At 39.2% G+C, this 25329-nt stretch carries 28 protein-coding genes; 10 read left to right on the plus strand and 18 right to left on the minus strand.

The window, feature by feature from the left end; all coding sequences use genetic code 11:
• Positions 1-507 precede the first annotated feature (507 nt).
• Positions 508-1137: a FlgO family outer membrane protein gene (locus GARC_RS15085; protein ID WP_007621667.1), complete on the plus strand. Its 630-nt coding sequence runs from the start codon at positions 508-510 to the stop codon at positions 1135-1137.
• Positions 1138-1292: 155 nt separating this feature from the next.
• Here the strand turns inward: GARC_RS15085 and GARC_RS15090 are convergent, their stop codons facing one another.
• On the minus strand, positions 1293-1982 hold the full coding sequence (locus GARC_RS15090) for a hypothetical protein (RefSeq protein WP_007621668.1): 690 nt from the start codon (positions 1980-1982) through the stop codon (positions 1293-1295).
• Positions 1983-2400: 418 nt separating this feature from the next.
• Between GARC_RS15090 and GARC_RS15095 the strand changes: the two genes are divergently transcribed.
• From GARC_RS15095 to GARC_RS15110, 4 genes are all read left to right on the plus strand, one after another.
• Positions 2401-3339 carry a LysM peptidoglycan-binding domain-containing protein gene (locus tag GARC_RS15095; RefSeq protein ID WP_007621670.1) on the plus strand — a complete coding sequence of 313 codons (939 nt, stop codon included), beginning with the start codon at positions 2401-2403 and terminating at the stop codon, positions 3337-3339.
• A 122-nt stretch (positions 3340-3461) separates the two neighbouring features.
• Positions 3462-4064: a TetR/AcrR family transcriptional regulator gene (locus GARC_RS15100; protein ID WP_007621671.1), complete on the plus strand. Its 603-nt coding sequence runs from the start codon at positions 3462-3464 to the stop codon at positions 4062-4064.
• A gap of 423 nt (positions 4065-4487) precedes the next feature.
• Complete coding sequence (locus tag GARC_RS15105) at positions 4488-5042, plus strand: carboxymuconolactone decarboxylase family protein (RefSeq protein ID WP_007621672.1); 555 nt, start codon at positions 4488-4490, stop codon at positions 5040-5042.
• Positions 5043-5124: 82 nt separating this feature from the next.
• Positions 5125-5772, plus strand: coding sequence for a DsbA family oxidoreductase (locus tag GARC_RS15110; RefSeq protein WP_039989811.1), 648 nt, complete (start codon positions 5125-5127; stop codon positions 5770-5772).
• Positions 5773-5798: 26 nt separating this feature from the next.
• Here the strand turns inward: GARC_RS15110 and miaE are convergent, their stop codons facing one another.
• From miaE to GARC_RS15125, 3 genes are all read right to left on the minus strand, one after another.
• Positions 5799-6560 (minus strand): tRNA isopentenyl-2-thiomethyl-A-37 hydroxylase MiaE, encoded by a 762-nt coding sequence (gene miaE, locus GARC_RS15115; protein WP_007621675.1) that lies wholly within the window; start codon positions 6558-6560, stop codon positions 5799-5801.
• A gap of 75 nt (positions 6561-6635) precedes the next feature.
• Positions 6636-6920, minus strand: a complete 285-nt coding sequence (locus tag GARC_RS15120) for a helix-turn-helix domain-containing protein (protein WP_153810943.1) — start codon at positions 6918-6920, stop codon at positions 6636-6638.
• Positions 6913-7260 (minus strand): type II toxin-antitoxin system RelE/ParE family toxin, encoded by a 348-nt coding sequence (locus GARC_RS15125; protein WP_039989825.1) that lies wholly within the window; start codon positions 7258-7260, stop codon positions 6913-6915. Before GARC_RS15125 ends, GARC_RS15120 begins: the two co-directional genes overlap by 8 nt.
• 242 nt (positions 7261-7502) lie before the next feature.
• Here GARC_RS15125 and GARC_RS15130 point away from each other — a divergent pair, with 242 nt between their 5' ends.
• Positions 7503-8618, plus strand: coding sequence for a PfkB family carbohydrate kinase (locus GARC_RS15130; protein ID WP_407636167.1), 1116 nt, complete (start codon positions 7503-7505; stop codon positions 8616-8618).
• Between the two features lie 166 nt (positions 8619-8784).
• On the opposite strand, the gene GARC_RS15135 is transcribed toward GARC_RS15130, so the two are convergent.
• Both GARC_RS15135 and GARC_RS15140 read right to left on the minus strand, forming a co-directional pair.
• Complete coding sequence (locus tag GARC_RS15135) at positions 8785-9462, minus strand: spermidine synthase (protein WP_007621677.1); 678 nt, start codon at positions 9460-9462, stop codon at positions 8785-8787.
• A 239-nt stretch (positions 9463-9701) separates the two neighbouring features.
• A complete protein-coding gene (locus tag GARC_RS15140) occupies positions 9702-10202 on the minus strand; it encodes a lactoylglutathione lyase family protein (RefSeq protein WP_007621678.1) in 501 nt (166 codons plus the stop codon).
• 93 nt (positions 10203-10295) lie between these two features.
• Here GARC_RS15140 and GARC_RS15145 point away from each other — a divergent pair, with 93 nt between their 5' ends.
• On the plus strand, positions 10296-11168 hold the full coding sequence (locus tag GARC_RS15145; RefSeq protein ID WP_007621679.1) for a LysR family transcriptional regulator: 873 nt from the start codon (positions 10296-10298) through the stop codon (positions 11166-11168).
• A gap of 93 nt (positions 11169-11261) precedes the next feature.
• On the opposite strand, the gene GARC_RS15150 is transcribed toward GARC_RS15145, so the two are convergent.
• The gene (locus GARC_RS15150; RefSeq protein ID WP_007621681.1) at positions 11262-11651 is read right to left on the minus strand and encodes a Cd(II)/Pb(II)-responsive transcriptional regulator; all 390 of its coding nucleotides are present in this window, start codon (positions 11649-11651) and stop codon (positions 11262-11264) included.
• 81 nt (positions 11652-11732) lie between these two features.
• Here GARC_RS15150 and GARC_RS15155 point away from each other — a divergent pair, with 81 nt between their 5' ends.
• On the plus strand, positions 11733-12359 hold the full coding sequence (locus tag GARC_RS15155; protein WP_007621683.1) for a cation diffusion facilitator family transporter: 627 nt from the start codon (positions 11733-11735) through the stop codon (positions 12357-12359).
• 108 nt (positions 12360-12467) lie between these two features.
• Here the strand turns inward: GARC_RS15155 and GARC_RS15160 are convergent, their stop codons facing one another.
• The gene (locus GARC_RS15160; protein ID WP_007621685.1) at positions 12468-13316 is read right to left on the minus strand and encodes a DUF2306 domain-containing protein; all 849 of its coding nucleotides are present in this window, start codon (positions 13314-13316) and stop codon (positions 12468-12470) included.
• Between the two features lie 177 nt (positions 13317-13493).
• Between GARC_RS15160 and GARC_RS26000 the strand changes: the two genes are divergently transcribed.
• Positions 13494-14633, plus strand: a complete 1140-nt coding sequence (locus GARC_RS26000; protein ID WP_007621687.1) for a helix-turn-helix transcriptional regulator — start codon at positions 13494-13496, stop codon at positions 14631-14633.
• On the opposite strand, the gene GARC_RS15170 is transcribed toward GARC_RS26000, so the two are convergent.
• Positions 14617-15057 carry an acyl-CoA thioesterase gene (locus GARC_RS15170; RefSeq protein ID WP_039989829.1) on the minus strand — a complete coding sequence of 147 codons (441 nt, stop codon included), beginning with the start codon at positions 15055-15057 and terminating at the stop codon, positions 14617-14619. The two genes, GARC_RS26000 and GARC_RS15170, sit on opposite strands and share 17 nt — an antisense overlap.
• A 218-nt stretch (positions 15058-15275) precedes the next feature.
• Here GARC_RS15170 and GARC_RS15175 point away from each other — a divergent pair, with 218 nt between their 5' ends.
• A complete protein-coding gene (locus tag GARC_RS15175; RefSeq protein ID WP_007621690.1) occupies positions 15276-15875 on the plus strand; it encodes a Yip1 family protein in 600 nt (199 codons plus the stop codon).
• An 82-nt stretch (positions 15876-15957) separates the two neighbouring features.
• Here GARC_RS15175 and purF read toward each other — a convergent pair whose 3' ends face one another.
• The 9 genes from purF to GARC_RS15220 all read right to left on the minus strand — a co-directional run bounded on the left by purF (position 15958) and on the right by GARC_RS15220 (position 25310).
• Positions 15958-17475, minus strand: coding sequence for an amidophosphoribosyltransferase (purF, locus tag GARC_RS15180; RefSeq protein WP_007621691.1), 1518 nt, complete (start codon positions 17473-17475; stop codon positions 15958-15960).
• Between the two features lie 13 nt (positions 17476-17488).
• Positions 17489-17977 (minus strand): CvpA family protein, encoded by a 489-nt coding sequence (locus GARC_RS15185; protein WP_007621692.1) that lies wholly within the window; start codon positions 17975-17977, stop codon positions 17489-17491.
• A 157-nt stretch (positions 17978-18134) separates the two neighbouring features.
• Positions 18135-18797 (minus strand): SPOR domain-containing protein, encoded by a 663-nt coding sequence (locus GARC_RS15190; protein ID WP_007621693.1) that lies wholly within the window; start codon positions 18795-18797, stop codon positions 18135-18137.
• A 4-nt stretch (positions 18798-18801) separates the two neighbouring features.
• The gene (gene folC / locus GARC_RS15195; RefSeq protein WP_007621694.1) at positions 18802-20091 is read right to left on the minus strand and encodes a bifunctional tetrahydrofolate synthase/dihydrofolate synthase; all 1290 of its coding nucleotides are present in this window, start codon (positions 20089-20091) and stop codon (positions 18802-18804) included.
• Between the two features lie 3 nt (positions 20092-20094).
• Positions 20095-20943 (minus strand): acetyl-CoA carboxylase, carboxyltransferase subunit beta, encoded by an 849-nt coding sequence (gene accD / locus GARC_RS15200; RefSeq protein WP_007621696.1) that lies wholly within the window; start codon positions 20941-20943, stop codon positions 20095-20097.
• A gap of 150 nt (positions 20944-21093) precedes the next feature.
• Positions 21094-21879 carry a tRNA pseudouridine(38-40) synthase TruA gene (gene truA / locus GARC_RS15205; RefSeq protein WP_007621698.1) on the minus strand — a complete coding sequence of 262 codons (786 nt, stop codon included), beginning with the start codon at positions 21877-21879 and terminating at the stop codon, positions 21094-21096.
• A 115-nt stretch (positions 21880-21994) separates the two neighbouring features.
• Positions 21995-23341 carry a sigma 54-interacting transcriptional regulator gene (locus GARC_RS15210; protein ID WP_007621705.1) on the minus strand — a complete coding sequence of 449 codons (1347 nt, stop codon included), beginning with the start codon at positions 23339-23341 and terminating at the stop codon, positions 21995-21997.
• Positions 23338-23907: a hypothetical protein gene (locus GARC_RS15215; protein ID WP_007621706.1), complete on the minus strand. Its 570-nt coding sequence runs from the start codon at positions 23905-23907 to the stop codon at positions 23338-23340. The genes GARC_RS15210 and GARC_RS15215 overlap by 4 nt, the downstream gene beginning before the upstream one ends.
• Complete coding sequence (locus GARC_RS15220; RefSeq protein WP_007621707.1) at positions 23904-25310, minus strand: sensor histidine kinase; 1407 nt, start codon at positions 25308-25310, stop codon at positions 23904-23906. Before GARC_RS15220 ends, GARC_RS15215 begins: the two co-directional genes overlap by 4 nt.
• Positions 25311-25329 lie beyond the last annotated feature (19 nt).

The raw sequence follows: 25329 nt of genomic DNA on the forward strand, positions 1-25329 counted from the left end.
GCCAACGTTTATAAAGATTATTGCCATTACATTTAAAATCTTTGCCACTATCTGTATCGACCCTTCCCTTAATAAATTTAGTCTAATTTTAATAATTTCTTTAAATATCTTGAACATAGACACTTTCGGGGCATAAAAAATCAGGTCTATTGGTACTATAAAGAGTTACTTCTGAACTTGCAAACTGTACGCTATCCCCCAGCTTTAATGGATTTACCTCTGTAAACTCAGTTGCTAAAAGCAAACAATTCAACTCTATTCATTTTTTTACTTAAAAAGTTTGTAATAACAGTCGTAAAATCTCTAGAACTGGCAAATAATTGCCCACTTACGGCATAAATTGTTTTCTGTGCGGCGAAATATAAAAGGCTAATTTATTTAGTTATTTACAAACTAGGTGTCATATCGTTATCGTTTTATATGGCTTGATTTTTGCTTCGATTTTACTAGATAGAATAATTTTAAGCCATCTATGGCACTCTCATACATTATATTAGAAGATAGATTATGTTATTAAAAACGAAAACTGACATTCACCGCGCATTATTGACCACTTTGAGCTGCAGTTGCCTGATGATAACTGGCTGTGGAATAAATGGCACTGAAACCCACCAGGCTCCGAAAGCTGACATTGAAGTAAGCAATAAAGAAGATTTCGGAATAGTGGATATCAGCGTTAGTGATGAATTTGACACATTTCACACTCATAAGCGTATTAGTAGCTACACCAGCAAACTAGCCCACGATTTACTTAAAAACCTCAGAGGCACAATGCTGGACACCCCCATTGCTGTGTCTTCATTTGTGAGTTTTGATACTGAGTCTCAAGACACCTCAAAACTAGGCGCATTAATAAGTGAAAATCTATTAGGACAACTTCAAAGTCAGAATATACCTGTGGTTGACATTCACCTTATGGATGCTTTGTTATTAAACAAGGAAGGCAGTTTTGCATTTCATAGTGATATGGAAGGGTATTTTTATAGTGAATCGGTTAAGTACGTGCTTGCAGGTTATCTGACTCAACATAAGCATGGAGTTGTTATCAACGCTCGAATAATGCAATTCGATAATAAACAAATAGTGTCTTCTGCTTCAACTCTCATACCCTATTACGTTGCCGACTTATATAATTAACAGGTTGCGGCTAGACTTTCAGACAATTTGCAGTAAACAGCCTGGTAATAATATAAGGTATTGAGTATAAGAAAATGAACTCATTGAATTTGTGCCACACCATATATAAACCTACTTAACAGCACATACCTACGCCTAAACCAAAGTAAACGGTATTATTTCCCCACCTTGCTTCCTAGATACTCAACTACTGCGCAAGATATTAAGTGTCGGGCTTCATCACAGATTTTTTTAGCTTGAGTCACCGAGTTAAAGGGCCCTACTCTCAAACTTTGATAAGCAATATTCTGTTGCACTATTTCTGCTCGCAACGGCCTCTTGCCACGGGTTAATTCTGTTGGCAATTTCTTTTCAAGGTAAAGCCATCCTGACAACACAGATTTTTTATCACTAAAGGCTGCAATATGCACCCCAATTTCCACATTACAATGGCCACTAACACCATTTAACGTTGAACCACAATTATGCGTTTTCTGAGCTGTAACATTAGTTCTGGTGACAGCGCCATTATTATCTTCAGCTTTTGGGGATTGCACGCTACCGACTTGCACACTGGTTTCAGATGTAGATGTTCCCATAGGATCGTCACCGAGCGTAGAGTACCTAGCCAGCTCAGCTACAATAATTTGCATATCTGATTCAAGTGCTAATATTCTCTGAATTTCTGGCTCTAGATCAGTATAACGTTCGAGCTTTTGTTCTAATTCACTTTTCACCAAAACTTCTGAATCGCTGTTCATCATTGAGCAACCAGCTAATAGAGCACTGTTAACTACGAGGAAAAACAGAGTCGATAAATTACTATTTATCATTGGCACAAGGGACTTATTATTGGTTTTTGGCATACCGTTATTCCATAGGCTATTGTAGAGCATTCACAAGCTTGATTATGATTTGGCACCCCAAACATAACCGCCTGTTTTCGGATATCAGCTTTTATCTGATCCCATTAACTGGTTACAAAGCAATTATTAAGCCAATAACTTTTTCTGAGTAATTAGTCTGTTTATTAATATCAAACATAAAAAGAAGGGGCTATAAGCGGAAAAAAACTGCCAGTTTTTATCGATAGGCACAAAGTATTACCGCATCAGCCCCAAACTCTATTGCAGTTACAAACAGCGTCTCCAAATTAGTTTTTAATATCTAAGACACACTAATAATTGACCAAAGGATGTGAAAGTCGCTATTGTTAGCTGTGTTTTTCTAAATCGGTAAAAGTAGTTGCGCAGACATTTATTATTTTTATGCTTGGTATTAGTGATGCTTAGCTGCTCGTCGAACCCAAATAATTCACAAGCCACTCATCAAGGGAAAACCAATACTCCTCAAGTAACGCTTTCATACGTAAATGCTTATTTAATGATTGGCAATGTCACTAAGGCCGATGAGAAATTTCAAACTATTCAAACACCTGAATCAGTTCCAGGCGCTATGGTGGCCTTAGCGCAACTGCGGGCATTAAAAGGTGATAGCCTAGGTGCACAACAAGCATTTATGTTGGCCCTTGATAGCCCCTCTTTAGCTGCCCTACCCGTATCATCCAACTTACTTGACTATTTTTGCCAACAAAAAATGTGGCTCGCTCTTGCAAATTATGGAGACAGCCTACTTAAATCATCCAATGACGTTGCGACTAATAATATGACTTTTAGTTTGATCGGGCAGTGTTTTTTCAAAGCCAATGAATGGAACAAGGCAAAATACTGGCTAACTAAGCTTGATTTAGCGCTACCAGTCGACTCCCTTGATTATCTCGCCTTAGCCAGGCTAGGAATTGAAGATAAACAATACACTGAAGCAGAACAATTTATTCTTCGATTTGAAGAATCTAAAAATAACATCAATGCACATACTTTGTGGACGGCGTTAGAGGTCTACCAAAAATTACAACAGCCAAAACAGGTAAAGCAAATCGGACAAAATTTAATAACCTTGTTTCCGAGCAGTGATTACAGCCTAGTTTATCAAGAAATGCTCAAGGCAAATTCCCATGAATTCAATAGAATTGTAAAAAAAGAAGTACCTCTGCAAGTTAAACTCGATATCAAAGGTACGACTCACATCATGAAAAAAGGAGAAACCTTGTACCAACTGACCAAACGTTATGATGTTTTAATGGCAGATTTATTGAGATGGAATCCATATTTGGTGGCGAATAATATTCCTCTCGGGGCCCAAATACGTCTGTTTGCAGACTAACTTCAATGCAATGGGATGAGCCTTTCAATACTAATAAATTATAGTTATCAATTAGCATAATTTGACTCAAATCATACCAGTCGGTACAATTAACAATCTCGACGTAGTAAATTGGTGTCATTGTGGCTAGCGGTAGAAAAAAATCCTTTGATGAAAACACAGCTCTAAATGCAGCCATGGCTGTATTTTGGCAAAAAGGCTATGTTGGCGCTACGCTCATGGATTTAACTACGCGTATGGGTATTAACAAACCTAGCATGTACAGTGCTTTTGGTAATAAAGAGGCCTTATTTGTTAAAGCCACCCAGTGTTATATAGACACCAAAATGACACCTCACATGGAATTACTCTTTGAAGAAGGTGTTGCATTCAAACAACGTTTAAAAAATCATATGATGTCCATTGTATCCATGCAGTGTGCTCCAGAACATGCAAAGGGTTGTTATTTAGCCTTATGCCAGTCGGAACTGGTGAGTGGTGATATCCCAGAACAAGCTGAACAAATACTTAAAGAAGCCGATTTAATGCCAAGCAAGCTTTATACAGAATTGTTTAAAAATGATGCCGAAGCAATTGCGTTAGGATTAAACAAAAATGCCGAGGCCAATGGTTTAAGCATATACACGTTGTTAAAAGGCACCGCTTCAATGGCACGTTCTGGTATTGATAAGTCTCAGCTCGAATACAGTATCGATAGCATTATTGCGGGGATCAGTATTCACTAAGCCAATGGATTTCGCCTTTGTGCAAAATAATTTTAAGCGATAATGACAAATTCAGGCTTAATACCCCCACAAATTTAATTTTGTATTACAACCAACTTCAATCAATCAACATCCATTATCCCCCTTTAGTTTCAAACACATAAAAACCTAGCCATTACTCATTAATAATCAATTACTTATTAACTACTCTAACTCTTTCTCATTTCTAAAAATCACCTTTTCTTTTATCCAAAAAATCTTTTATCTAATTCTTCATTGACTTTAACTTACCTATCGGTACAATTCACCCAATCGAAACGTACCGATTGGTACAGATTAAATATCAATAACAATTAACCTTTGAAAGACGCATTAGATTGATGCTCTTAAATAAAGCCATTTAAACAAAGAAAACCAATTTAATTAAAAATTAAGGAAACAAAAATGACAACATTAACTATTCACACTATTGACTCAGCACCTGAAGCTAGCAAGCCACTTTTAGAAGGTTCAGTAAAAGCGTTTGGTATGCTTCCTAACCTACATGGCGTATTGGCCAGTTCACCACAAACCCTTGATGCTTACCAAAAATTACACCAGTTGTTTATGGATACTTCATTTAATGCTGAAGAGCTAACAGTTGTTTGGCAGGGTATAAATGTTGAACATGCTTGCCATTATTGTGTACCTGCTCACACCGGTATTGCCCACTCTATGAAAGTTGATCCTGCGCTAACAGAAGCATTACGTAACGAACAGCCTATGCCTAACGCAAAACTACAAGCACTTTACGATACCACTCTTATTATTGTGCGTAATCGTGGGCATCTTACTCAAGCAGAATTAGACAACTTTTATGCTGCAGGTTACGGCGAGCAACAAGTCTTAGAAATTATTCTAGGCTTGTCTCAAAAAATCATCAGTAACTACACTAACCATATTGGTAATACGCCAGTAGATGCGCCATTTGAAAAGTTTGCTTGGTCTAAAAAAGCGTAATTAATCATTAACTAAAATGTGATCCTACATACAGTGGGATCATCATTTATATTTTTCACCTAGTTTTTTTTGGAGGATTTATATGCCAAACAAACTCAAAATAGACATTATCTCGGACGTAGTTTGTCCCTGGTGCATCATCGGTTACAGAAATTTGCAACAAGCGATCACTGAGTTGGGCGTGCAAGACCAAGTTGAAATCGAATGGCAACCATTTGAACTTAATCCAGATATGCCGCCAGAAGGTGAAAATTTACGAGAACATTCAGCCAGAAAATACGGTTCCACACCTGAAAGCAGTGCTCGTTTTAGGCAAGAAATGAGTCAACGGGGTAATGATGTTGACTTTAGTTTTGACTACTTTGACAGTATGAAAATAGTCAATACAAGGCAAGCCCATATCTTATTGGAATACGCTAAAGACTTTAACTTACAAACGGCACTAAAATTACGACTGTTTTCTGCCTTTTTTACGGAACATAAAGATATATCAGACCGCAACGTTTTAGCACAAGAAATTGCAGCAGTGGGTCTAGATGTTAATGCAGCCATGTCGAGATTAGAAAGTGATAGCGCTTTTAGCGACGTTCAGGAAAAAGAAACACAATGGCATCACTTAGGTGTGTCGTCAGTACCCACAGTGGTAATCAATAAAACCACTGGGATCTCTGGCGCACAACCGGTCGAGGCATTTAAAGAATTTATTGCTGCTGAATTGCAGATTAGTTAGATGCCTTCAGCTAATGTGATTAAAGTTTAAAGCAAAGCTGGCACACCGCTATGAAATCTAAACTCAGTGTCTTCAGTCAAAATAAGGGCTGTTTCTTTTTCAGCAAAAAGCGTCACTCTCTCGGTGATATCTTGCTGCGACACTTTTTCAGCTAAACCTAAATAGTCTTGAAAATGCCTAGCTTCAGAACGTAGTAAAGAGGTGTAGAATTTTTCTAATTCGTCATCTAAATGTGGTGCTAACTTAGCAAAACGTTCACAAGATCGCGCTTCTATGTAGGCACCACATATTAGCGTATCACTGAGTTTGGCAGGTTCGTGAGTACGCACATGTTTCATCATGCTTCTGGCATAACGCGATGCAGTTAGATTGTCGTAAGTCACTCCCCTACTCTGCATAATTTCCCACACCTGCTGAAAATGATGTAATTCTTCTTTGATCAACAACACCATTTTACTGATCAGTTCGTCACCATGTGCAAAGTCAGACTTGCTGATCAACTTCTTTGATAGGTTAATATAATTGCTGAAGTCGCCAACACCCACTTTACGATAAACAAAATCTTCGTAAGGTTTTAACCATGCAAGTAATGCATCACCACTTGATTTATCTACCGCATAACGACGCAATAACAACATAGCGGTTTGCGCAGCTTTAAGTTCACAATTAGCGTGATCAATGAGCAGCGTTGGCTGATTTTCTGGTTTAATTGCTTCTTCTATCCAGCGTTTTGGGGTTTCACATTGGAGGAAAGCGTTTATTGGTTGTAATAGTTGTTCGGTGCTCATTATTTAATAAATTCGTTTCTTTTGAAAATTTAGGTAGTATTTTCTACTACTAGAAAGCAAGCTACTTGTTGTCTATTAACTCAGAGCTCGCATTACCGCTTGAGGTTCTTTGGCTACAACATTTAAAAGGGCCAAAGCTGGACCATGTGGATTGCGATCACCTCTTTCCCAATGCCGGAGTGTAGAAACACTGATACAAAATTTTGATGCAAACTCCATCTGGGTTAAGCCCAGTCCGTGGCGTATCTCCGCAACATCAACATGAGGCGGTCTGTGCGTCTTCGCCGCAACTTTTTTTCCCTCATTGAGCTCTATAGCCTCTTGAAGTCCCTGAGCGATACTTTCATATGCATTAGTCATGATTATTCTCCAGTGCTTTTGTAACAAGAATGGCAACCAGCTTGCCAAGTGCATTTCTGTTAGCTTTTGACAAATTTGCGCGCTCGTTCTTTCCAAACATGGTCAAAAGATATAATGGGATCCGTTCATTATGGTAGTAATAGATAACTCTAACACCACCACTTTTTCCTTTATTTCCTCTACTCCAACGTAGCTTACGAATACCTCCTGTATCTTCCATAATGTCTCCCGCTTTAGGGTGCTCAGAAAGGTAGTCGATTACATCTTTGCGCTCTGATTCACTTAATAATGAATCAGCGCGTTTCATGTATTCTGGTAGTTCAGTTATTGTCGTAAGCATTGAATGATTATAATCCATTGGATTACTTTAATCAAAGAGTTGTATCTACACTGCACATAAATAAATCAACTATAAAACCTAAGATTCATAAATCAATAAAAGTAAATATCAGTTGCACACCTATGTCTTCAGCTCACAATTAGCGTGATCAATGAGCAGAGTTGCTAGGTTTTCGGGTTTAATGGCTCATCAATCCAACTACGGGTGATCTTGATTTAAATAATCCAGGCATTGCCCATGACATTGCCAACCCCAATGATCCAAAAACTGCATTTGGTTACATTGCAGCAGCGTTAAACATTCGCAAAGAAAATTACACTCAGGCGTTTACAGTGCAGTCTTGCGACAATATTCAGCACAATGGAGCAGTTACACGTAAAATGTTACTGACCTTTGCCAAACAACAAGATCCTCAGTTAAGCCAATGGATTGTACGGCATGTTGAGTTTCCAAATGCCATGGTTGACCGAATCCCCCCCGTCACCACAAAAGCGGATATTGACCATGTTGAACAAACTTTTGGCCTAAAGGATGAGTGGCCAATTACTTGTGAGTCATTTTCACAATGGGTAATTGAAGATAACTTTAGTAACGGTCGCCCTAACTGGGATTTAGCGGGTGCGCAATTTGTAACTGACGTAACACCCTACGAAAAAACGAAGATCCGCCTATTAAACGCCGGCCATTCAGCCTTAGGTTTATTAGGATCAATTCATGGTTATGCAACCATAGATGAAACCGTATTTGACAAGGACTTTTCTGAATATCTACGTGCATTTATGGACTTAAAGGTGACGCCCTTATTAGATAAATTAGATGGCATTGATTTAAATCATTACAAAGACACCTTAATTGAACGTTTTTCTAATCCGAATATTAAAGACAGTATGGCGCGCATTTGTTCAGAAAGCTCAGCCAAATTACCGAAGTTTTTAATTACCACCATTCACGAAAACTTAGCTGCAGACCGTGATTGCTCGCTAGCTGCTTTAGTCATTGCAACTTGGTGTTTATACAGTGATAAACAAATAATGAAAATCACTCTAGAACAAAACCTAGAATTTATTGCTGCTAAAACCAATACACCATATATGTGCGTTACCAAAGGTTCTCATGGTGCATTATTAAAAATTAATGATAAAAATTATTATAATTCAGGCTACCTAATTAAGGTACTTGATACAGTGGGAGCTGGAGACTCATTTTTAGGCTCATTAATCTACCAACTCTGCACTTCAACCAATGCCCAATACGCAGTTGATTTTGCTTGTGCTGTGGGTGCTATGGTGGCACAACACAATGGTGCGACACCTGAATTGTTTATTGCAGATATTGAACAGTTTATAAACCCTGTTTAATCATGTATACCTGAAAAATATTAATGTTTAATTGCTTGGGTTTCTGGGAGCAACTCAGAACTGAAAATTTCTCTAACATATTGATGGTCGAATTCAGGGGTGAAATCTAAAATGGCATTTATAAATTCGTCGGTTGAATAAAGTTAATTTGCGACTAAATGCCAAACTAAGGTTTACGCCCCAGAAAAATAGTATGCCGACTGCCCTTTCCTGGACGCGCGCGCACAACGCGATCTTCGGCTTTGAAACCAGCCTTTTTTAAGCGCAGAGTAAACTGGTGATCAGGGCCTGCTGACCATATGGCCACCATGCCTTTAGGCCTCAGTGTTTTATATATATATTCCAAACCTTGAGGCGAATAAATACTGCTGTTGTCTTTTTGAGTCAAGCCCTCGGGGCCATTGTCCACATCCAATAAGATGGCATCGAAGGTGGGTTTTCTAATCTTCAATAGTGCTCTTACATCACCAATATGTACCTTTGTTCGAGGATCTTCGAGAGGGTTTTTAGCGCAGTTACCTAGCGGTCCTTGGTTCCAAACGACCACTTCAGGAATAAGTTCTGCCACTGTAACTTGAGAGTTTGCACTCACCGCTTTTAGCGCCGCTGCCAGTGTATACCCCATACCTAAACCACCGACTAATACTTGTGCATTGTCTGTAAAGTGAAGATGAGCACAGCCTAGTTCTGCCAGCACTTTTTCTGAGTTGAACAAACGGCTATTCATTAATTCACCGCGTATACCCGACAAACGAATGGAAAATTCATCGCCGCGCTGAGAAAACTTTAATTCACCACCATTATTGGGAATTTGTGCGCTGCCAAGTTGGGTCCATGGGATCATAATACTGCCTAATGAATATGTGTAAAAATAACCAGAATTCAATCTAAGCACTCTGGTTATATAGAATTTTAGCCGCAAACTTTACCATAATTAACACGGCAAACATTACACATTGTAAGAGACATAAGAATAAGTCAAAAATGGCATATTCTTATGTTGTTAGTAACAACCAAATATCTTTATCCCAAGAAACAATCAGTGCTGCCAATTCAAGATCTGCCACTATCAAGAAGGGCTATCTAATACGCTCCAGCAGCATAGGTAAGTTCATAGCTATGGCTATATATTTCCAAGATATTACCAAAAGGGTCTTCCATATAAATCATGCGATAAGGTTTTTCACCTGGGTAGTAATAACGTGGTGCTTTCATGCGTTTTTTACCGCCAGCAGCGACAATTTTATCGGCTAAACCCTCTACATCAGGATCTTGAACACAGAAATGGAAGACGCCTGTTTTCCAATATTCGAAGTTATCCTCAGGATTTTCTTGTCCCTTAAATTCAAATAATTCAACCCCGACTCTGTCTCCCGTAGACAAATGCGCTATGCGAAAATGTTCCCAACCTGCACCAAAAACATCGGTACACATTTCACCAATAGCCGAGTCATCTTCGGTGATTTCAGTGGGCTTCATAATAAGATACCAACCAAGTACCTCAGTATAAAATTTAACTGCTGCTTCCAAATCAGGTACAGAAATACCAATGTGGGAGAATGTTCGTGGATAAGTTTTGTTCATATTGTTTACTCCAGTTATTTAATGATAAAAGTATACATCTCACTTTAAAGAACATAAAATTATCAATAATTATAAATATGAGTACAAAACATAATGATAAATCAAATTTGGTTAAAAACATTTTGTACTCTGGCTGATATGGGGCATTTCACACAAACGGCTGAAAAGTTGTTTATGACCCAATCAGGGGTAAGCCAGCATATTCAAAAATTAGAAAAACAGCTTGATAGTCAATTATTAGCGAGAGAAGGAAAGTCATTTTCACTGACAACTAAGGGCCAACAATTAAAACAAAAGGGGCAAATGTTACTGAGGGATGCAGAAAAGTTAGAAGCACTAATTAAGCAAGATGATCCATACAGCGGAAGAATTAAACTTGCCTCGCCTGGCAGTATTGGTTTATCTCTTTACCCTCAGTTATTAGAATTACAACAAGCCCATCCAGGCTTATGTATCGATTACACATTTGCACCCAATACTAGGATTGAACAAGACTTAGTAGATAACCAACTCGATCTAGGCTTAGTGACCGAATTGAGTAATAGAAGTCATTTAATTTCTCAGAAAATAGCTGAAGAGCCTTTAGTTTTGGTTACCCCTGCTAGTGTTAAGTCGCTAAATTGGCAAACCTTAATTGAACTAGGTTTCATTTCTCACCCTGACGCAGCACATCATGGCAAACAATTATTAAAGGAAAATTACCCACAGTTTGAGCATGTTGAACAATTTCCACATAATGGTTTTTCAAATCAAATTAGTCTAATTTTAGAACCCGTTAGTAAAGGTCTTGGGTTTACCGTTTTACCTTTATTTGCAGCCACAACTTATCAACGACAAGATTTAATCCAAATACATGGATTGCCTATACCTGTAAGTGAAAACCTTTATTTGTGTGCCAATAGACATGCCATTAACTCGAATAGAATTAATATGATCAAATTGAAAATAGCCGAATATTTGGCTTAAGTTATTTATAGTAGCGACGCACTATCTATTGGTGCGCGGTCTATGAGACCAATAATTACAGACCGATAAAATTAACAAACTCCTAACCGCAAACTAATCTGCGTTTAATTGTTGTAGTATTTCACAATCTTTGATCTGCTGATTTGCACAACAATTGGCTAAAGCTTGCAGATGTATTTCAAGTTGTTGCAACTCATATTGGGCGGTGTGGATCTGTTCAAGTTGCTGGGAAATTAAGCTATCCACTTCTGCACAAGGAGCGTTGCCATCACTTTGTACCGCAACCAATTTTTTTATATCCGCCAGTGGCATACGTAATTCTTTACAGCGGCGAATAAAATTTAATGAGCCAATGTCTTTGGTTTGATAATAGCGGTAACCATTGTCTGCCCTCTTTGCTTCAGGCAACAAACCAATATCTTCATAATAACGAATAGTTTTAGCACTCACCCCTGTGACATTCGCTAATTGTTTTATTTGCATATGAGATTGACCTTACTGTTACTGGAAGCTTTATTCTATCTTTAACAACCACTATCAATCTACCTTAATAACGAGAAACTCATGAGTGAATGCTGCGGTGTAAATGCCCAAGACAAAGAACAACGTACCCTTTTATGGACAGTATTATTACTTAATGGTGCCATGTTTTTAGTAGAATTTATTGCCGGTTGGCTGGCACAATCGAGTGGTTTGATGGCAGATTCATTAGATATGTTGGCTGATGCCATGGTTTATATGGTTGGCTTATATGCAGTAGGAAAAGCCATACAATACAAAGCCAAAGCAGCATTATTTAACGGTAGTTTACAATTGTTTCTTGCTGGGCTGATTTTACTGGATGTTGTACAGCGCTTAATATTTGGCAGTGAGCCACAAACCCAAATCATGTTGTGGATTTCACTTTTAGCACTAGCAGTCAATTTATTCTGTTTTATTTTACTGTCACGTTACCGCTCTGGCGACATCAATATGCGCGCCAGTTGGATTTGTTCTCGTAACGACATGATCGCTAATGTTGGTGTAATGATATCTGCAGGCTTAGTCATATGGTTAGATTCAGCGATCCCTGATTTAGTTATCGCGATCATTATTGCTTTAGTGATAGTGCAGTCATCATTAAAAATAGTGAAAGAGTCTAGAGGCATACTCAAAGATCACAACAAGCCTAAACCTTCTTGTTGTGGTTAGAAGATTGTTATTTAGTGTAGTGCAAAAAGCTATAGTCCTATGTCGATAGGGCTATCACCTGCATACCTAAAGCTCCGCACATTGGCTGCATTACAGCGTAAACATCAACTAAAAAAGGACTGCAGAAATTGGCGGGATCCACATCATAAAGATAGCAGCCACTACCCCTAATAAAGTAATCAAAGTACAGGTAGAGGTTAAAACCGTAATTGTCCAAATTTTCGAGGCTTGTTTTTGACGCTTAGCCCAAAAAACACATTCAGCTATTAACATTGGAATGCCATAACAGGCGAAAGATAAAAAGATATCCATTGGGCCATCTATAGTAGATGTATTGCCATTAGGGCCTTGATTCGCCACATACCAAGCCATTAAATATAATCTGAAAAACCACACTCCATTCACTAATAAAAAGGCATGAATTGCCCAGCGCATATGCAAATCAAATTGTTTGGCTGTTGCATAACGCCAAGCAAAAACCACAGCGACAATAATTAGAACGCCATTTATGCTTATACCCAAAGATCCCAGATCACTTAGTCGCGCGCCTCGAACCCAAGTTAAATACAGGCCGGATAGTGCTCCTAACAGACCTAAGGTTAAAAACATTCTGCCATTCCAGCGATGCACAGCAGGAAATTTTCTGCGCACTATAGGTAACAATTGAATAATGCCACCAACACTGAGTAACGCAGCTGGAATAACATGAGAAAATAACGCAGCGTTGCCAAAAGTATCACCTTTTACATAACCGATTATGGGTTGAGTCAAATTAACCAGATCTGGGTTGCCAGTTGCTATTGGAAACACGTACATAACAAATACATAGCTAGCAAAAAACCACTGTCCAATTAGGGCAATGAGTACCCAAGCACTAACACTCCAGTGTAGAAATTGTTTAGCACGTTTTGTTGAGGCAACAGAAACGGCCATTGGGGTAGTTGCTGTACTTAACATTGATTCACCTTTAAGTTTTAAATAACAAGGTTCAACAATGCACATTACCAATGATTAATTCGCGCCGAATTCAAAACTCGGCGCAAACAAATACAGAAATATTGAGAAACACTTCTTCTTTGCTTGGTTATGGAGACTCAAGCTAAGATAACTTCAGCTAATCTAAGGAATATTGTTTTGGAATTTTTATCTGTACACACCGCTATGTTAGTCGTTGCTGTGTTGATGCTGTTATTACAGTTATTTGTTCGCCAAAAACGTTCCGTTCATATTGTTTTTGCAATTTTTTGTGGCTCTATCGCGATGATGGCGGCCAAACAAATTGGCGATGAACAACTAGGTATCTATAGATACGTTTTAGGTATGGGGGCATGTGCAACCTGTAATGGTTTTTGGCTGGTTGCACGAGCACTGTTTCGTGATAAAAACGCCATTTCTAATAAACATATATTAGCCGCAGGTGGATTAGGTTTGCTGCTTATTGTTGGTCAAAGTATGGGGTTGGCACAGAGTCTAAGTCAAAGCGAAATCATTACACTACAAAAAAGTCGTGTTGCTCTATATGAAGTGGTGAACTTACTCTCTTCTTGCATGTTAGTACTAGGAGCATGGGAGGGTTTTAGAGGAATAACTAAAGCGAAAGGCAATAAATTTTGGCAACGTGTGATTTTTTTAAGCAGTTATTGCTCCGGTTTACTGATTTGTACAGTCGCAGTAAAAATTTCTGGTTCGCCTGAAGCTAACGCAGAACTTGGTGAACAGCTCGCCTCAATCTGTGCCATCCAAATCATGATAGTCACGCAACTGCTGATCTATTGGCGCTTTCATCAAAAACCTGATTATAACCAAGACATAGCGCACAGTTCACTAGATCAATCCAATTCCATTAGCACAGAGTATATTGAAAATAAAGTCGCTGAAAACACAACGGAGCAGGCCTTAGCTAAACAAATACAGCGAGTGTTAGAACAACAAAACATGTACTTGCAGCCAAATCTTAAAGTTGCTGACATTGCTCGTCATTTGAACGTATCGGAATATCGTATAAGCCGGGCTTTTCGTCATCATTTTAATGCTCGCAATTTCAACCAATTTATTAACGACATGCGTATAAAACATGCAAAAGTGCTGTTAGAGGATCCTAAAAACACCCAGTGGCCAATCTTAGTTGTAGGGTTGGAAAGCGGTTTTGCGTCTGTGGGGCCTTTTACCCGTGCTTTTAAATCGATTTGTAATATGACGCCAAATCAGTATCGGCAGTTTCATCAATCAGCAACAAAACAACCAATTACGAATGTTATTAGTCCTCAACACTGACCATAGCCGATAACATTGCCTGGCGCATTTTGCCTTTTATCGGTGTTGGTTGGTGAGTATGTCTGTCCACAAAAACATGGGTTAAATTTCCGACTGCCGATGCGGTATCTCCATGTTCTTTAAAGATTCCCACTTCATAATTGACTGAACTATTGCCTATTTTGCCTATTCGTAATCCACCCACTAACTTTTCAGGATAAGATACCGGACTTAGGTAACGACAGCTAGACTCAACAATAAATCCAATTTGAGAACTTGTTAGTGGTTCAAATCCCCCTTGCTCAATTAAAAATTGATTAATGATGGTATCGAAATAAGAATAATAATTGACGTTATTAACATGGCCAAACATATCGTTATCCATCCACCTTGTGGTGATTGGAAAATAAAAAACAAAATCACTTTTTAATTGAGCAACTGTCACTTCTTGCACCCTATTTTAATTACTTCACTAATAAAGATTATTTAATTATCGAACAAACTTGGCAAGTTAATCCTTGATATAGATTAATAAGCGTACAAAGACACGCATAAAAAGGTTGACGCTTGCAGTCTACTCACAGACAATAATTGTTAATGGTATGTTTATTTTTGATTAACAAAACGTATTTACCTTTCCAACTACATAAGAGATATAGCCGTATGATTTTAAATCACCTCTGGGGATTATATACACATCCAAAAGAAGAGTGGCATTCAATTGAGGAACGTCATGAAAGTTATTTTTACAGCTTGAGTCATATAGCTATCATTTCTTTAATACCTGTTTTGATGAGTTATTATTCTGCTGCGCACCTTGGTTGGAGCATAGGTGTGGGTGACATTATTAAACTGACGCCAAATAGTGCCATGCTGATGAGCATTGGGATGTATTTTGGTTTGATGGTAGGAGTGATTTCATTAGCGATATTAATTCATGAACTAGCCAAAGCATTTGATGCAGCCCCGACTTATACCCAGTCACTGGAACTCGCAGCTTATACTGCTACACCTTTGTTTATGGTGGGTTTTGCGGCATTCTTTCCCGTATTGTGGTTTGTGATGCTTATTGGATTAGTTGGTCTAACTTATTCAGTCTATTTACTTTACGCCGGCACACCAATTTTAATGCATATTCCAGAAGGAAAAGGATTTATCTACGCAAGTTCAGTTGTCACTTGTGGCTTAGTGTTATTAGCTATATTAATGGCCGCTTCGGTCATTTTGTGGAGTATGGGCATGGGCCCAGTTTATGTAGGTTAAAACGATTTTCAGATTGGGACACTAAATACAAAAAAGCCACATTTATCAAAAAACGTGGCTTTTTTTTATGAGCAAGTATTGCTTAGTTTTGACTCATATTGTGCATTTCCAAATTACTCAACTCGGCCTGTACACCTTCGTTTTTGGTTCCTTCATTGCGCATATTGTCGATTCGCTGCAAATACGCATTATCTATATCACCAGTAATGTAATTACCGTCAAATACTGAGGTTTCAAAACGTTTTATCTCAGGGTTTAACTCTCGTACAGCATCGATTAAATCGGTGATATCTTGGAAAATCAAACCATCTGCACGGATCAAGTCACTGATTTGTTCAATCTCGCGACCATAAGCTATGAGTTCATTGGCCGATGGCATATCTATGCCATATACATTTGGAAAACGGATTTCAGGTGCCGCAGAGGCGAAGTAAACCTTTTTAGCACCAGACTCACGGGCCATTTCAATAATTTGCTCTGAGGTTGTTCCACGTACAATAGAATCATCAACCAAGAGCACACTTTTATCTTTAAATTCAGACGGAATAGCATTTAGTTTACGGCGCACTGACTTACGACGCATGGTTTGCCCTGGCATAATAAAGGTGCGGCCAATGTAGCGGTTTTTAACAAACCCTTGACGATAAGGTTTATCTAACTCGATAGCAATTTGTAGCGCCACATCTGTTGACGTTTCTGGAATCGGAATGACAACATCGATATCAAGATCAGCCCATTCTTTAGCAATTTTCTGACCCAATTTACGACCCATATTTACCCTAGAAGCATACACAGAAATACCGTCAATAAATGAGTCTGGACGGGCAAAATAAACAAATTCAAATATACACGGAGCATTAATGGGTTGATGAGCACATTGCTGAGTATGCAGCTCACCTGCCTCAGTAACATAAATCGCTTCACCGGGTGCTACATCACGAATAAAAGTAAACCCAACAGCGTCTAGTGCGACACTCTCAGAAGCCACCATATATTCATTACCGAACTCGGTTTTGCGTTTACCTAAAGCCAAAGGGCGAATACCGAATGGGTCTCTAAAAGCCAACATTCCGTTGCCAATAATAGCCGCAACAACAGCATAGGCCCCACGGATTTTTGTATGTACTTTGGAAACAGCTTTAAACACTTCATCAGGCGTTAGGTGTAACCCTTCGCAACTTTGCAGTTCATGAGCAATGATATTTAACAATAACTCTGAATCTGAAGTCGTGTTGATATGCCTTCTAGCAACTTTTGCCACTTCATCTTGCAGCTCATGTGCATTAGTTAAATTACCATTGTGAGCAAAAGCAATACCATAAGGTGAGTTGACATAAAAAGGTTGTGCCTCAGCCGAACTCGAACTACCCGCTGTGGGGTAGCGCACGTGACCAATACCGAATTGTCCGGTTAATCTTTTCATATGACGAGTGTGAAACACATCTCTCACCAAACCATTATCTTTTCTGAGGTGAATGACATCATTATCTACAGTCACTATACCAGCAGCGTCTTGGCCCCTATGTTGGAGCACAGTCAAGGCATCATACAAAGCTTGATTAACAGGGCTTTTACCCACTATTCCGACAATACCACACATGCGATTTACCTTTTTAAACTGGCTTTATAAAACTTGAGTTGTTTTGTAAATATTCAAAAAACCACTCAATGATTAAACTAAATTCTGGAATAAGTACTGAGGTCTGCCACCATGTGGATGAAGACATGGGGGGAAAAGTATCTAAGAAAAATAACAATGCACTGACAATTAAGATCCCCCGCAAGGCACCAAATACCAGTCCTAACGCGCGATCTGTGCCTGTCAGCCCCGTAAATTCCACTAACTGGGAAATCAAATAGTTGACTAAGCCACCGATCACTAAAGTCGATACAAATAAAATCGCAATAGCAACACCATTGCGGATCATCAAGTCATCAAATTTAGTCAGATAGGCGGCAAGATCTACATAAAACTGGCTAGCAATAAAAAAAGCACTACACCAAATTGCCAAGGAGATGGCTTCTTTTACAAAACCTCTAATTAAGCTGATAACGGCTGAAAGTAAAATTACACCTAGTATGGCGTAGTCAATCCAATTCATAAGGTTAGTGTTACCGCTTGAATAGCGTGATGTTAAACCAGCCTAGCCTTTTTAACATCACAGAATTAAAATCGCGCGCATTCTACCAAAAGGTCTCGTAAAGATCCTGATAAATTTCCGATAATGACGACTATATCGGTTATATCTTTAGTATCTGTTATTGCACAGTGAAAGGTGTCACCCTACCCTGTAATTGAGTTAACTCTTTTAGGTGGGAAAGTGCGTTTTCTAAATTACTTTTTTGCAAATCAGGGCCAACAAAAACTTTGGTTAACGTGCCTGAGTTGGTTTTTACTGGCCGACTAAAAGCACGATAACCAGCTTTATCTAAACGATTTAACAGCTCTTGTACATTCTTTTGATGACGAAAGCTGCCTAATTGTACTACCCAACCTGCACTCGCCAATAATCTATCAACATCTTCTTCAACCACAGTTTGTTGCTCTAAACTGTTAGTTTTTGGCATCTTTGCAACTGCTACTTTTGTTGAAACTTTTTCATTTTCTTGATATATATCAGCTACTTGCACATCTTCAGTGCGGCTTTCAGATTTTGTTTCTGGTGGTAAACTTGAGCTTGGGTTGTCATCTATTGCTTGTTCAGAAAGCACTTCAACTTTACGCGTCGCCGCTTCTTCGACTTTACTGGTGTCAAAGGGGGCTGGGGATTTCACCGTTTTCATCGACGGTTTTTGTGGCAATTCAACAAACAAGTTGCGCTTTGATTCTTGTTTCCCATCCAATAAGTCAGGTAAAAAAATCACAGCTATGGCAACAACTATGGCGGTTCCTACCAAACGATTTTGTAATGCGGATGACACTCTACTATACCTTTTCATTATGGGGTAGCGACCCCATTTCTAATACATTTGTAACAGTAAAAAAAGAGCCAAATACGATCACTAGATCTTCTTTTTCGGCCTTTTCTAACGCACATTGATAGGCGGTTTCGACTGACTCATAGTCTAACACTTTTTGCTCTGAGCTTAATACAGCAGAAACCAAGGTACTTGACTGCGCGCCTCTAGGAACATCTAAACTAGCACAATGCCAAGTCGTTACTACAGACAACATTGGCGCAAGTGTGGCTTTAATATCTTTATCTGCAAGCATTCCCACAACGGCTATGACTCTTTTGTATTTCATGTTTTTAATATCAATCGCTAACAAACGAGTCGCATGGGGATTATGTGCTACATCCAACATGACAGTGGGATTGTATTGTATGATTTGCCGTCTTCCAGGCAAACTGGTTAATTTAAATACCTGCGCCATCTGAATATTGTCTAACTGCAAATCTAGTATTTCAATTACTTGCAATGCCGTTGATGCATTTTGGGCAGGTATATTTGGAATAGGTAAATTGTCATAGTGGCTTTTAACACCTTTCCAATGAAACCCTTTTTCATCTATTTGAAAATAAAAATCACGCCCTTGCCATACAGGTTCAACCTGATATTCCAAGGCAGCTTCAACCAAAGTCGTTGGGGGATGAGGCTCACCAATAACAGCTTTAATGTTGGCTCTAAAAATACCAGCCTTTTCTATGGCGATCAGTTCTTTAGTATTGCCAAGCCAATCTTGGTGATCTAAATCTATACTGGTTATTACTGCTATAGTGGGATCAACAATATTAACGGCATCTAAACGCCCACCTAGGCCAACTTCTAACAACAGGGTCTTTGCATCAGAGTCTGCCATTAACTGCAGTGCCGCCAATGTGCCAAATTCAAAATAAGTTAAGGCAGTATCACCTCGCGCTTGCTCCACTTTCAAAAAAGCTTGGCAATGGGCTTTTTCAGTCAACATAGCCCCCGCAACTCTGACTCGCTCGCGGTAATCTAAAAGATGTGGTGAGCTAAATACAGCGACTGACTGTCCAGACATTAATAGCGCCTGTTCAATCAACGCACAGCTAGTGCCCTTTCCATTAGTACCGGCAACAGTGACAATAGTTCGTTGACTGAGATCAAGCTGCAAATTGCGATAGACTTCGGCAACACGTTCTAGGCCTAGTTCAATATTACTTGGATGAACCTGCTCAAGATAACGCAACCATTGGTCAAGAGACCAAGCCTCTTTTTCAGAGGCTTGAGGTGTTGAGATATTAGACATTAATTAGTGATGTTGATGGTGTAGTTTTGACAATAAACTAAATAATTTGTCGCGCATTTCACGGCGATCAACAATGATATCGATAGCGCCTTTTTCTAACAAAAACTCGCTGCGTTGGAAACCTTCAGGAAGGGTTTCACGTACGGTCTGTTCGATAACTCTTGGACCTGCAAAACCTATCAAGGCTTTAGGCTCAGCGACATTCACATCACCCAACATAGCTAAGCTCGCGGATACGCCTCCCATAGTGGGATCAGTCAGAACTGAAATATAAGGCAGCCCTTTTTCACTCATTTTTGCTAGTGCTGCACTGGTTTTAGCCATCTGCATCAGTGACAAGAGCGCTTCTTGCATACGTGCACCGCCACTAGTCGAGAAACAAATCAATGGCATATTGTGTTCCAAACACGCATTGACTGCTTTAACAAATCTAGCGCCTACTACTGATGCCATGGATCCGCCCATAAAGGCAAATTCAAACGCTGCCACAACTACTGGCATACCATTGAGTTTACCCTGCATGACAACAATGGCGTCTTTTTCTTTGGTGGCTTTTTGGGCGCTAATCAATCTGTCTTTATATTTTTTCGAGTCTTTAAATTTGAGTAAATCTTGGGGCTCTAAATCTGCGCCTAACTCTACTCTGTCACCTTGATCTAAAAAGTGATTAATCCGCGCGCGCGCAGTAATACGCATATGATGATCACATTTAGGGCAAACGCCTAACTGCTTTTCTAATTCTGTTTTATAGAGAACCGCAGCACATTCAGCACATTTAGTCCAAATTCCCTCTGGCACATTACTTTTAGTCGATGACTTAGTGCGTGGTAATATTTTTTCAATCCAACTCATATCAAATCCTGTTATGCAACTTGTTAAACTTAACAAGTTGGCAATATTCAACGGTTTATTTAGTGCCCGTTTTAAGCCCTATAGGCCGAAAGAAAGGCTATTAAATCACATCAAGCACACATCATGAAAACAAAACTGGTCTTAGAAGTATCAATCAGGTAAAAATAATGGTCCTAAAGGTATAGACGGTAAATCAAAAAGCTCGGGATAAGTCACATGTACCAAGTATAAACCATTAGGCTTTGCTGTGGACGCGGCTTTTGTTCGGTCTTTACCTTGCAACAAGGTTTTCATCCAAGTTGTGGGTTTTTCCTTTTTGCCAATAGTCAAAAGAGAACCAGTAATATTACGCACCATATGATGAAGAAATGCGTTCGCTTTTACATCGATCAGAATATAATCACCAAATCGGCTCACATTTATATAACTCATTTGACGCACCGGAGTGTTGGCCTGACAATCTACAGCTCTAAAAGCACTAAAATCATGTCGCCCTATCAAATGTTGAGCTGCCTGATGCATCAACTCATGATCTAACTCATTGTGAATATGGGTTACACCATTAGGCAAAATGCTGTTGCGTAAACGATGATTATAAATGACATATCGGTATCGTCGCGCAGTAGCAGAAAAACGAGCATGAAACTCGTCACTGGTATTTTTTACCCATTTTACAGCAATAGACTCAGGTAAGAAGCGATTTAAACCAATAGTCCATGCTCGGTCGGGGCGATATATATTGGTATCAAAATGTACCACCTGACAAGTAGCATGTACCCCAGCGTCGGTGCGTCCAGCACAAACAGCTTTGATGGGCTCGTTAGCAATAGTTGTTAACGCTTCTTCAACGTGCTGCTGCACACTGGCCACAGTTTGTTGGCGTTGCCAACCATGATAAGCAGCGCCGTTATATTCAATGCCTAGAGCTAATCGCATTAGTCCACTTTTGCTATTCTAAAAATTCGCGGTATTGTAAGGAACTTATCAGTAAATAACAGGGGTTTTTAGTTAAACCTTACCAAAGTATACATTTGAGTAACGATCAGGTTATTCAATCTCGCTTAAAATCTACTGAATGTAAATCATGCTTTTTCATCAACTTATGCATATCAGTACGATTTCTGCCGGCTAATTCCGCTGCTCTTGTGACATTACCGTCTGTCATTTTAAGTAACTTTAATAAGTACTTTTGCTCGAAGGCATCTCTTGCTTCGGTCAAAGTTGGCCATTTCTGCTCAGAGGCAGACAAAGCTTGTTCAACTAAATGGGAGGCAATAACTGGGGTGTGAGTTAAAGCAACACATTGCTCTACAACATTGACAAGTTGCCTAACATTGCCCGGCCATAAACAAGTTGTTAATAATTGCATGGCATCATCTGAAAACCGACTGACTTTAACCTGATGGCGTTCAGCACTCTCTTTTAACAAGTGCCGTGCCAAAAGTGGTATATCTTCAGAACGCTCTCGCAAGGTGGGTAAGGTGATATTCACGACATTAAGGCGATAGTATAAATCTTCCCTAAAATTGCCCTCCTCCATTTCCTTACTGAGGTTTTTATGGGTAGCTGAGATAATTCTCACATCGATTGGGATTTGTTTACTACTACCCACTGGACGAATGGTTTGTTCTTGCAGCGCTCTAAGTAGTTTAACCTGTAGAGGAATCGGCATATCGCCAATTTCATCTAAAAACAAAGTGCCTCCATCAGCCTCTCTAAACAAGCCCTGATGTTCATTGACCGCACCAGTAAAAGAGCCTTTAGCATGCCCAAAAAGCTCTGATTCAAGTAAGTTTTCAGGTAATGCACCACAGTTAATCGCCACAAAAGCTTTATCCGCTCTTTTACTGGCTTTATGAATGGCACTGGCCAAAAGTTCTTTACCTGTTCCACTGGCACCACTTATTAATACGCTGACATCGCGCTTGGCAACACGATAAGCTTGATCGAGTAGCTGTTCCATTTGCATAGAACGTGTAATGATTTTTTCACACCACTTGCCGTTTTGCGCACCTTGACTTTGACTCACAGCTTTTTTCATTAAACTGCGTAATTCATCATGATCTATGGGTTTAGTCAAAAAACCAAACACACCTCTTTGTGTTGCTTCAACAGCATCTTGAATAGTGCCGTGAGCAGTCATTAAAATAACAGGCACATCTTTTCTAAGCCCCATGATCTCTTCAAAAAGGCTTAATCCATCTAATCCCGGCATACGTAAATCACTTAACACCACATCAAAATTTTGAGTGTTGATTAACTTTAATGCTTCTTTCCCCCCACTAGCACTTTGAACGTTATATCCTTCGCCCTTCAGCCTAATGGCCATTAGGCGCAATAAACTTTCGTCATCATCAACCAAGAGTACATTAGGATCTGATATATTCGTCTGACTCATTCTTTATCCTCTTCGATACTTTGTATGATCGATGCTTCTATATTAAGTAACTGGTCAATTTGATTCTGTTGTTTTTTTAACAATATTTGTTGTTCTTCAATCTTGAACGCTTGCTGAGTATTAATTTTACTTAAAGTCACTAACGCTGACTCCAATTCAAGTAAGTCCTGACTAGGATGATAGAGAGCCACTAAGATAAATCGGCGCATCTGCTGACTTAACATCGGTAAGATAGAATCTACCCAGCCTTGTGCCCGTAAACGATCTTGATAGGGTGTGCTTTTACCTTGACTGAGCAGTATTTTTTTCAATATATCTACATCTTGTGCAGATAATGCATCTATTTGTTTTTTGCGCTGCGGCCATGAAATATCTTCAATATCCGACCAAAACTTCAACCAGTATTCGATTTTGCACTCATTCGCATCCGATGAGTTTTTCCATATACAAGTAGATTGCGTTTTTTGCACCGCTTCCTTTGTTTGGGACGTGTTTACTGGCTGCAACAACTCACAACTGGGAAACAAAATTAAGGTGCTACATATGACTAATATTTTCGACTTCATATACTCGCTTCTTTACTTGGGATCTGCACACGAATACACACGTCGGCATAATCCACGTCAACAATTTCCGCTTTTCCAAACATCATTCTGGCACAATCGGCCACTATGGATAATCCAAGTCCTGAGCCTGTTACTCTATCATTTCTTACACCTTCGCCACGACTAAAAGGCTGGAATAGTGCATGACGTTGCTCCATGGCAATTTTCTGACCACGGTTGGCGAAATCAAGGATCTGCATATTACCTTGCTGATAGAGACGAATATTAATGGGTCTGCCTCTACTACCATGGGCAATGGCATTTGACACCAAATTATCCAAAATTCTCCTAAACAATTTTTGGTCAGCAAAAATTGTGGGTAATTCTATTTTCATTTCCACTTGGTTATCATGTTGTTTAATCGCCAAACTGTTATCCGTAACAAACTCATCAAATAAGTTTTTTGTGTCGATCTTCGAGAACACAGGTTTGGCCTGCTGAAGCAACAAATTATAATCAAGCAACTGCACTATCAGTAAATTTAACCTGTCTGTACTGCTGTTTAGTAATGACAACACTTCTTCTTGATCTGCGTTCAAAGGACCTACAACTTGCTCAGTCAACAATGAGCATCCTTCTTTGATACTTGCTAAGGGCGTTTTTAGCTCGTGGGATGCATGACGCAATAAGGCATGGCGTAAATTTTCTAATTGAATTAAACGTCCAGCTAATTGGTGTAGTTTTTGCTCTAGTACAATTAATTCCTTTGGACCAGAAGTGGAAATTGGCGGTAAACTTTCTTCCTGCTTCGATATGGCGGTAATGATACGTTCAAGCCTTGAAACAGGTTTTAATATTGCCTTGGAACCAAGCGCAATTAATAAAAAGGAAGCACCTAAAAAACAAGCGGTTAACCAAAATTGCGTTTGTCGTACCGAACTCACATAAATTTGTTGATCTTGGATCCTCTGGTCAAGACTATGATCAACTTGTGCTGATAAGTCAGATAAATTTTGTTTAAATTCAGCTAATTGCGCGTCAATCAGCAATTGGTCTTCAGTTCCTGAGTATTGATTAATCCAAATAACACGCTCAGTTAAACTGCTACAATTTCGCTTTTCTAAAAGCTGGTCACAAACAGGGATTTGGAATTCAGTAAATCTTTGGGTTGATTTTCCAATCAAAGGTTTAAGGGCATCCTTTTTGACAATATGGTATTGGCGTACTAGTCGCTCAATATCAACCGACAAACCTTCCATTTTACTCACTCGCCTAACAGTGTTAACTGAGTATTCGGCTTCATAAGTGGCGATTTGACCTATTTCGCTGAGCTTAATTTGGCTATAGCCCACCAGCAACGCCAAGGGCACAAGTACAACGACAAAACTAACTAGGGTTAATTGCCGTAATGAGCCTAGTTGCATCACAACTCCCATTAGTGTT

Source organism: Paraglaciecola arctica BSs20135, assembly GCF_000314995.1.
Taxonomy (GTDB): Bacteria; Pseudomonadota; Gammaproteobacteria; order Enterobacterales; family Alteromonadaceae; genus Paraglaciecola; species Paraglaciecola arctica.

Bases quoted from the DNA above. Each gene is read 5' to 3' on its own strand.
- GARC_RS15085 (WP_007621667.1), top strand. From the start codon at position 508: ATGTTATTAAAAACGAAAACTGACATTCACCGCGCATTATTGACCACT.
- GARC_RS15090 (WP_007621668.1), bottom strand. From the start codon at position 1,982: ATGCCAAAAACCAATAATAAGTCCCTTGTGCCAATGATAAATAGTAAT.
- GARC_RS15095 (WP_007621670.1), top strand. From the start codon at position 2,401: ATGCTTAGCTGCTCGTCGAACCCAAATAATTCACAAGCCACTCATCAA.
- GARC_RS15105 (WP_007621672.1), top strand. From the start codon at position 4,488: ATGACAACATTAACTATTCACACTATTGACTCAGCACCTGAAGCTAGC.
- GARC_RS15110 (WP_039989811.1), top strand. From the start codon at position 5,125: ATGCCAAACAAACTCAAAATAGACATTATCTCGGACGTAGTTTGTCCC.
- miaE (WP_007621675.1), bottom strand. From the start codon at position 6,560: ATGAGCACCGAACAACTATTACAACCAATAAACGCTTTCCTCCAATGT.
- GARC_RS15120 (WP_153810943.1), bottom strand. From the start codon at position 6,920: ATGACTAATGCATATGAAAGTATCGCTCAGGGACTTCAAGAGGCTATA.
- GARC_RS15125 (WP_039989825.1), bottom strand. From the start codon at position 7,260: ATGCTTACGACAATAACTGAACTACCAGAATACATGAAACGCGCTGAT.
- GARC_RS15135 (WP_007621677.1), bottom strand. From the start codon at position 9,462: ATGATCCCATGGACCCAACTTGGCAGCGCACAAATTCCCAATAATGGT.
- GARC_RS15140 (WP_007621678.1), bottom strand. From the start codon at position 10,202: ATGAACAAAACTTATCCACGAACATTCTCCCACATTGGTATTTCTGTA.
- GARC_RS15145 (WP_007621679.1), top strand. From the start codon at position 10,296: ATGATAAATCAAATTTGGTTAAAAACATTTTGTACTCTGGCTGATATG.
- GARC_RS15150 (WP_007621681.1), bottom strand. From the start codon at position 11,651: ATGCAAATAAAACAATTAGCGAATGTCACAGGGGTGAGTGCTAAAACT.
- GARC_RS15155 (WP_007621683.1), top strand. From the start codon at position 11,733: ATGAGTGAATGCTGCGGTGTAAATGCCCAAGACAAAGAACAACGTACC.
- GARC_RS15160 (WP_007621685.1), bottom strand. From the start codon at position 13,316: ATGTTAAGTACAGCAACTACCCCAATGGCCGTTTCTGTTGCCTCAACA.
- GARC_RS15175 (WP_007621690.1), top strand. From the start codon at position 15,276: ATGATTTTAAATCACCTCTGGGGATTATATACACATCCAAAAGAAGAG.
- purF (WP_007621691.1), bottom strand. From the start codon at position 17,475: ATGTGTGGTATTGTCGGAATAGTGGGTAAAAGCCCTGTTAATCAAGCT.
- GARC_RS15185 (WP_007621692.1), bottom strand. From the start codon at position 17,977: ATGAATTGGATTGACTACGCCATACTAGGTGTAATTTTACTTTCAGCC.
- folC (WP_007621694.1), bottom strand. From the start codon at position 20,091: ATGTCTAATATCTCAACACCTCAAGCCTCTGAAAAAGAGGCTTGGTCT.
- accD (WP_007621696.1), bottom strand. From the start codon at position 20,943: ATGAGTTGGATTGAAAAAATATTACCACGCACTAAGTCATCGACTAAA.
- truA (WP_007621698.1), bottom strand. From the start codon at position 21,879: ATGCGATTAGCTCTAGGCATTGAATATAACGGCGCTGCTTATCATGGT.
- GARC_RS15210 (WP_007621705.1), bottom strand. From the start codon at position 23,341: ATGAGTCAGACGAATATATCAGATCCTAATGTACTCTTGGTTGATGAT.
- GARC_RS15215 (WP_007621706.1), bottom strand. From the start codon at position 23,907: ATGAAGTCGAAAATATTAGTCATATGTAGCACCTTAATTTTGTTTCCC.
- GARC_RS15220 (WP_007621707.1), bottom strand. From the start codon at position 25,310: ATGCAACTAGGCTCATTACGGCAATTAACCCTAGTTAGTTTTGTCGTT.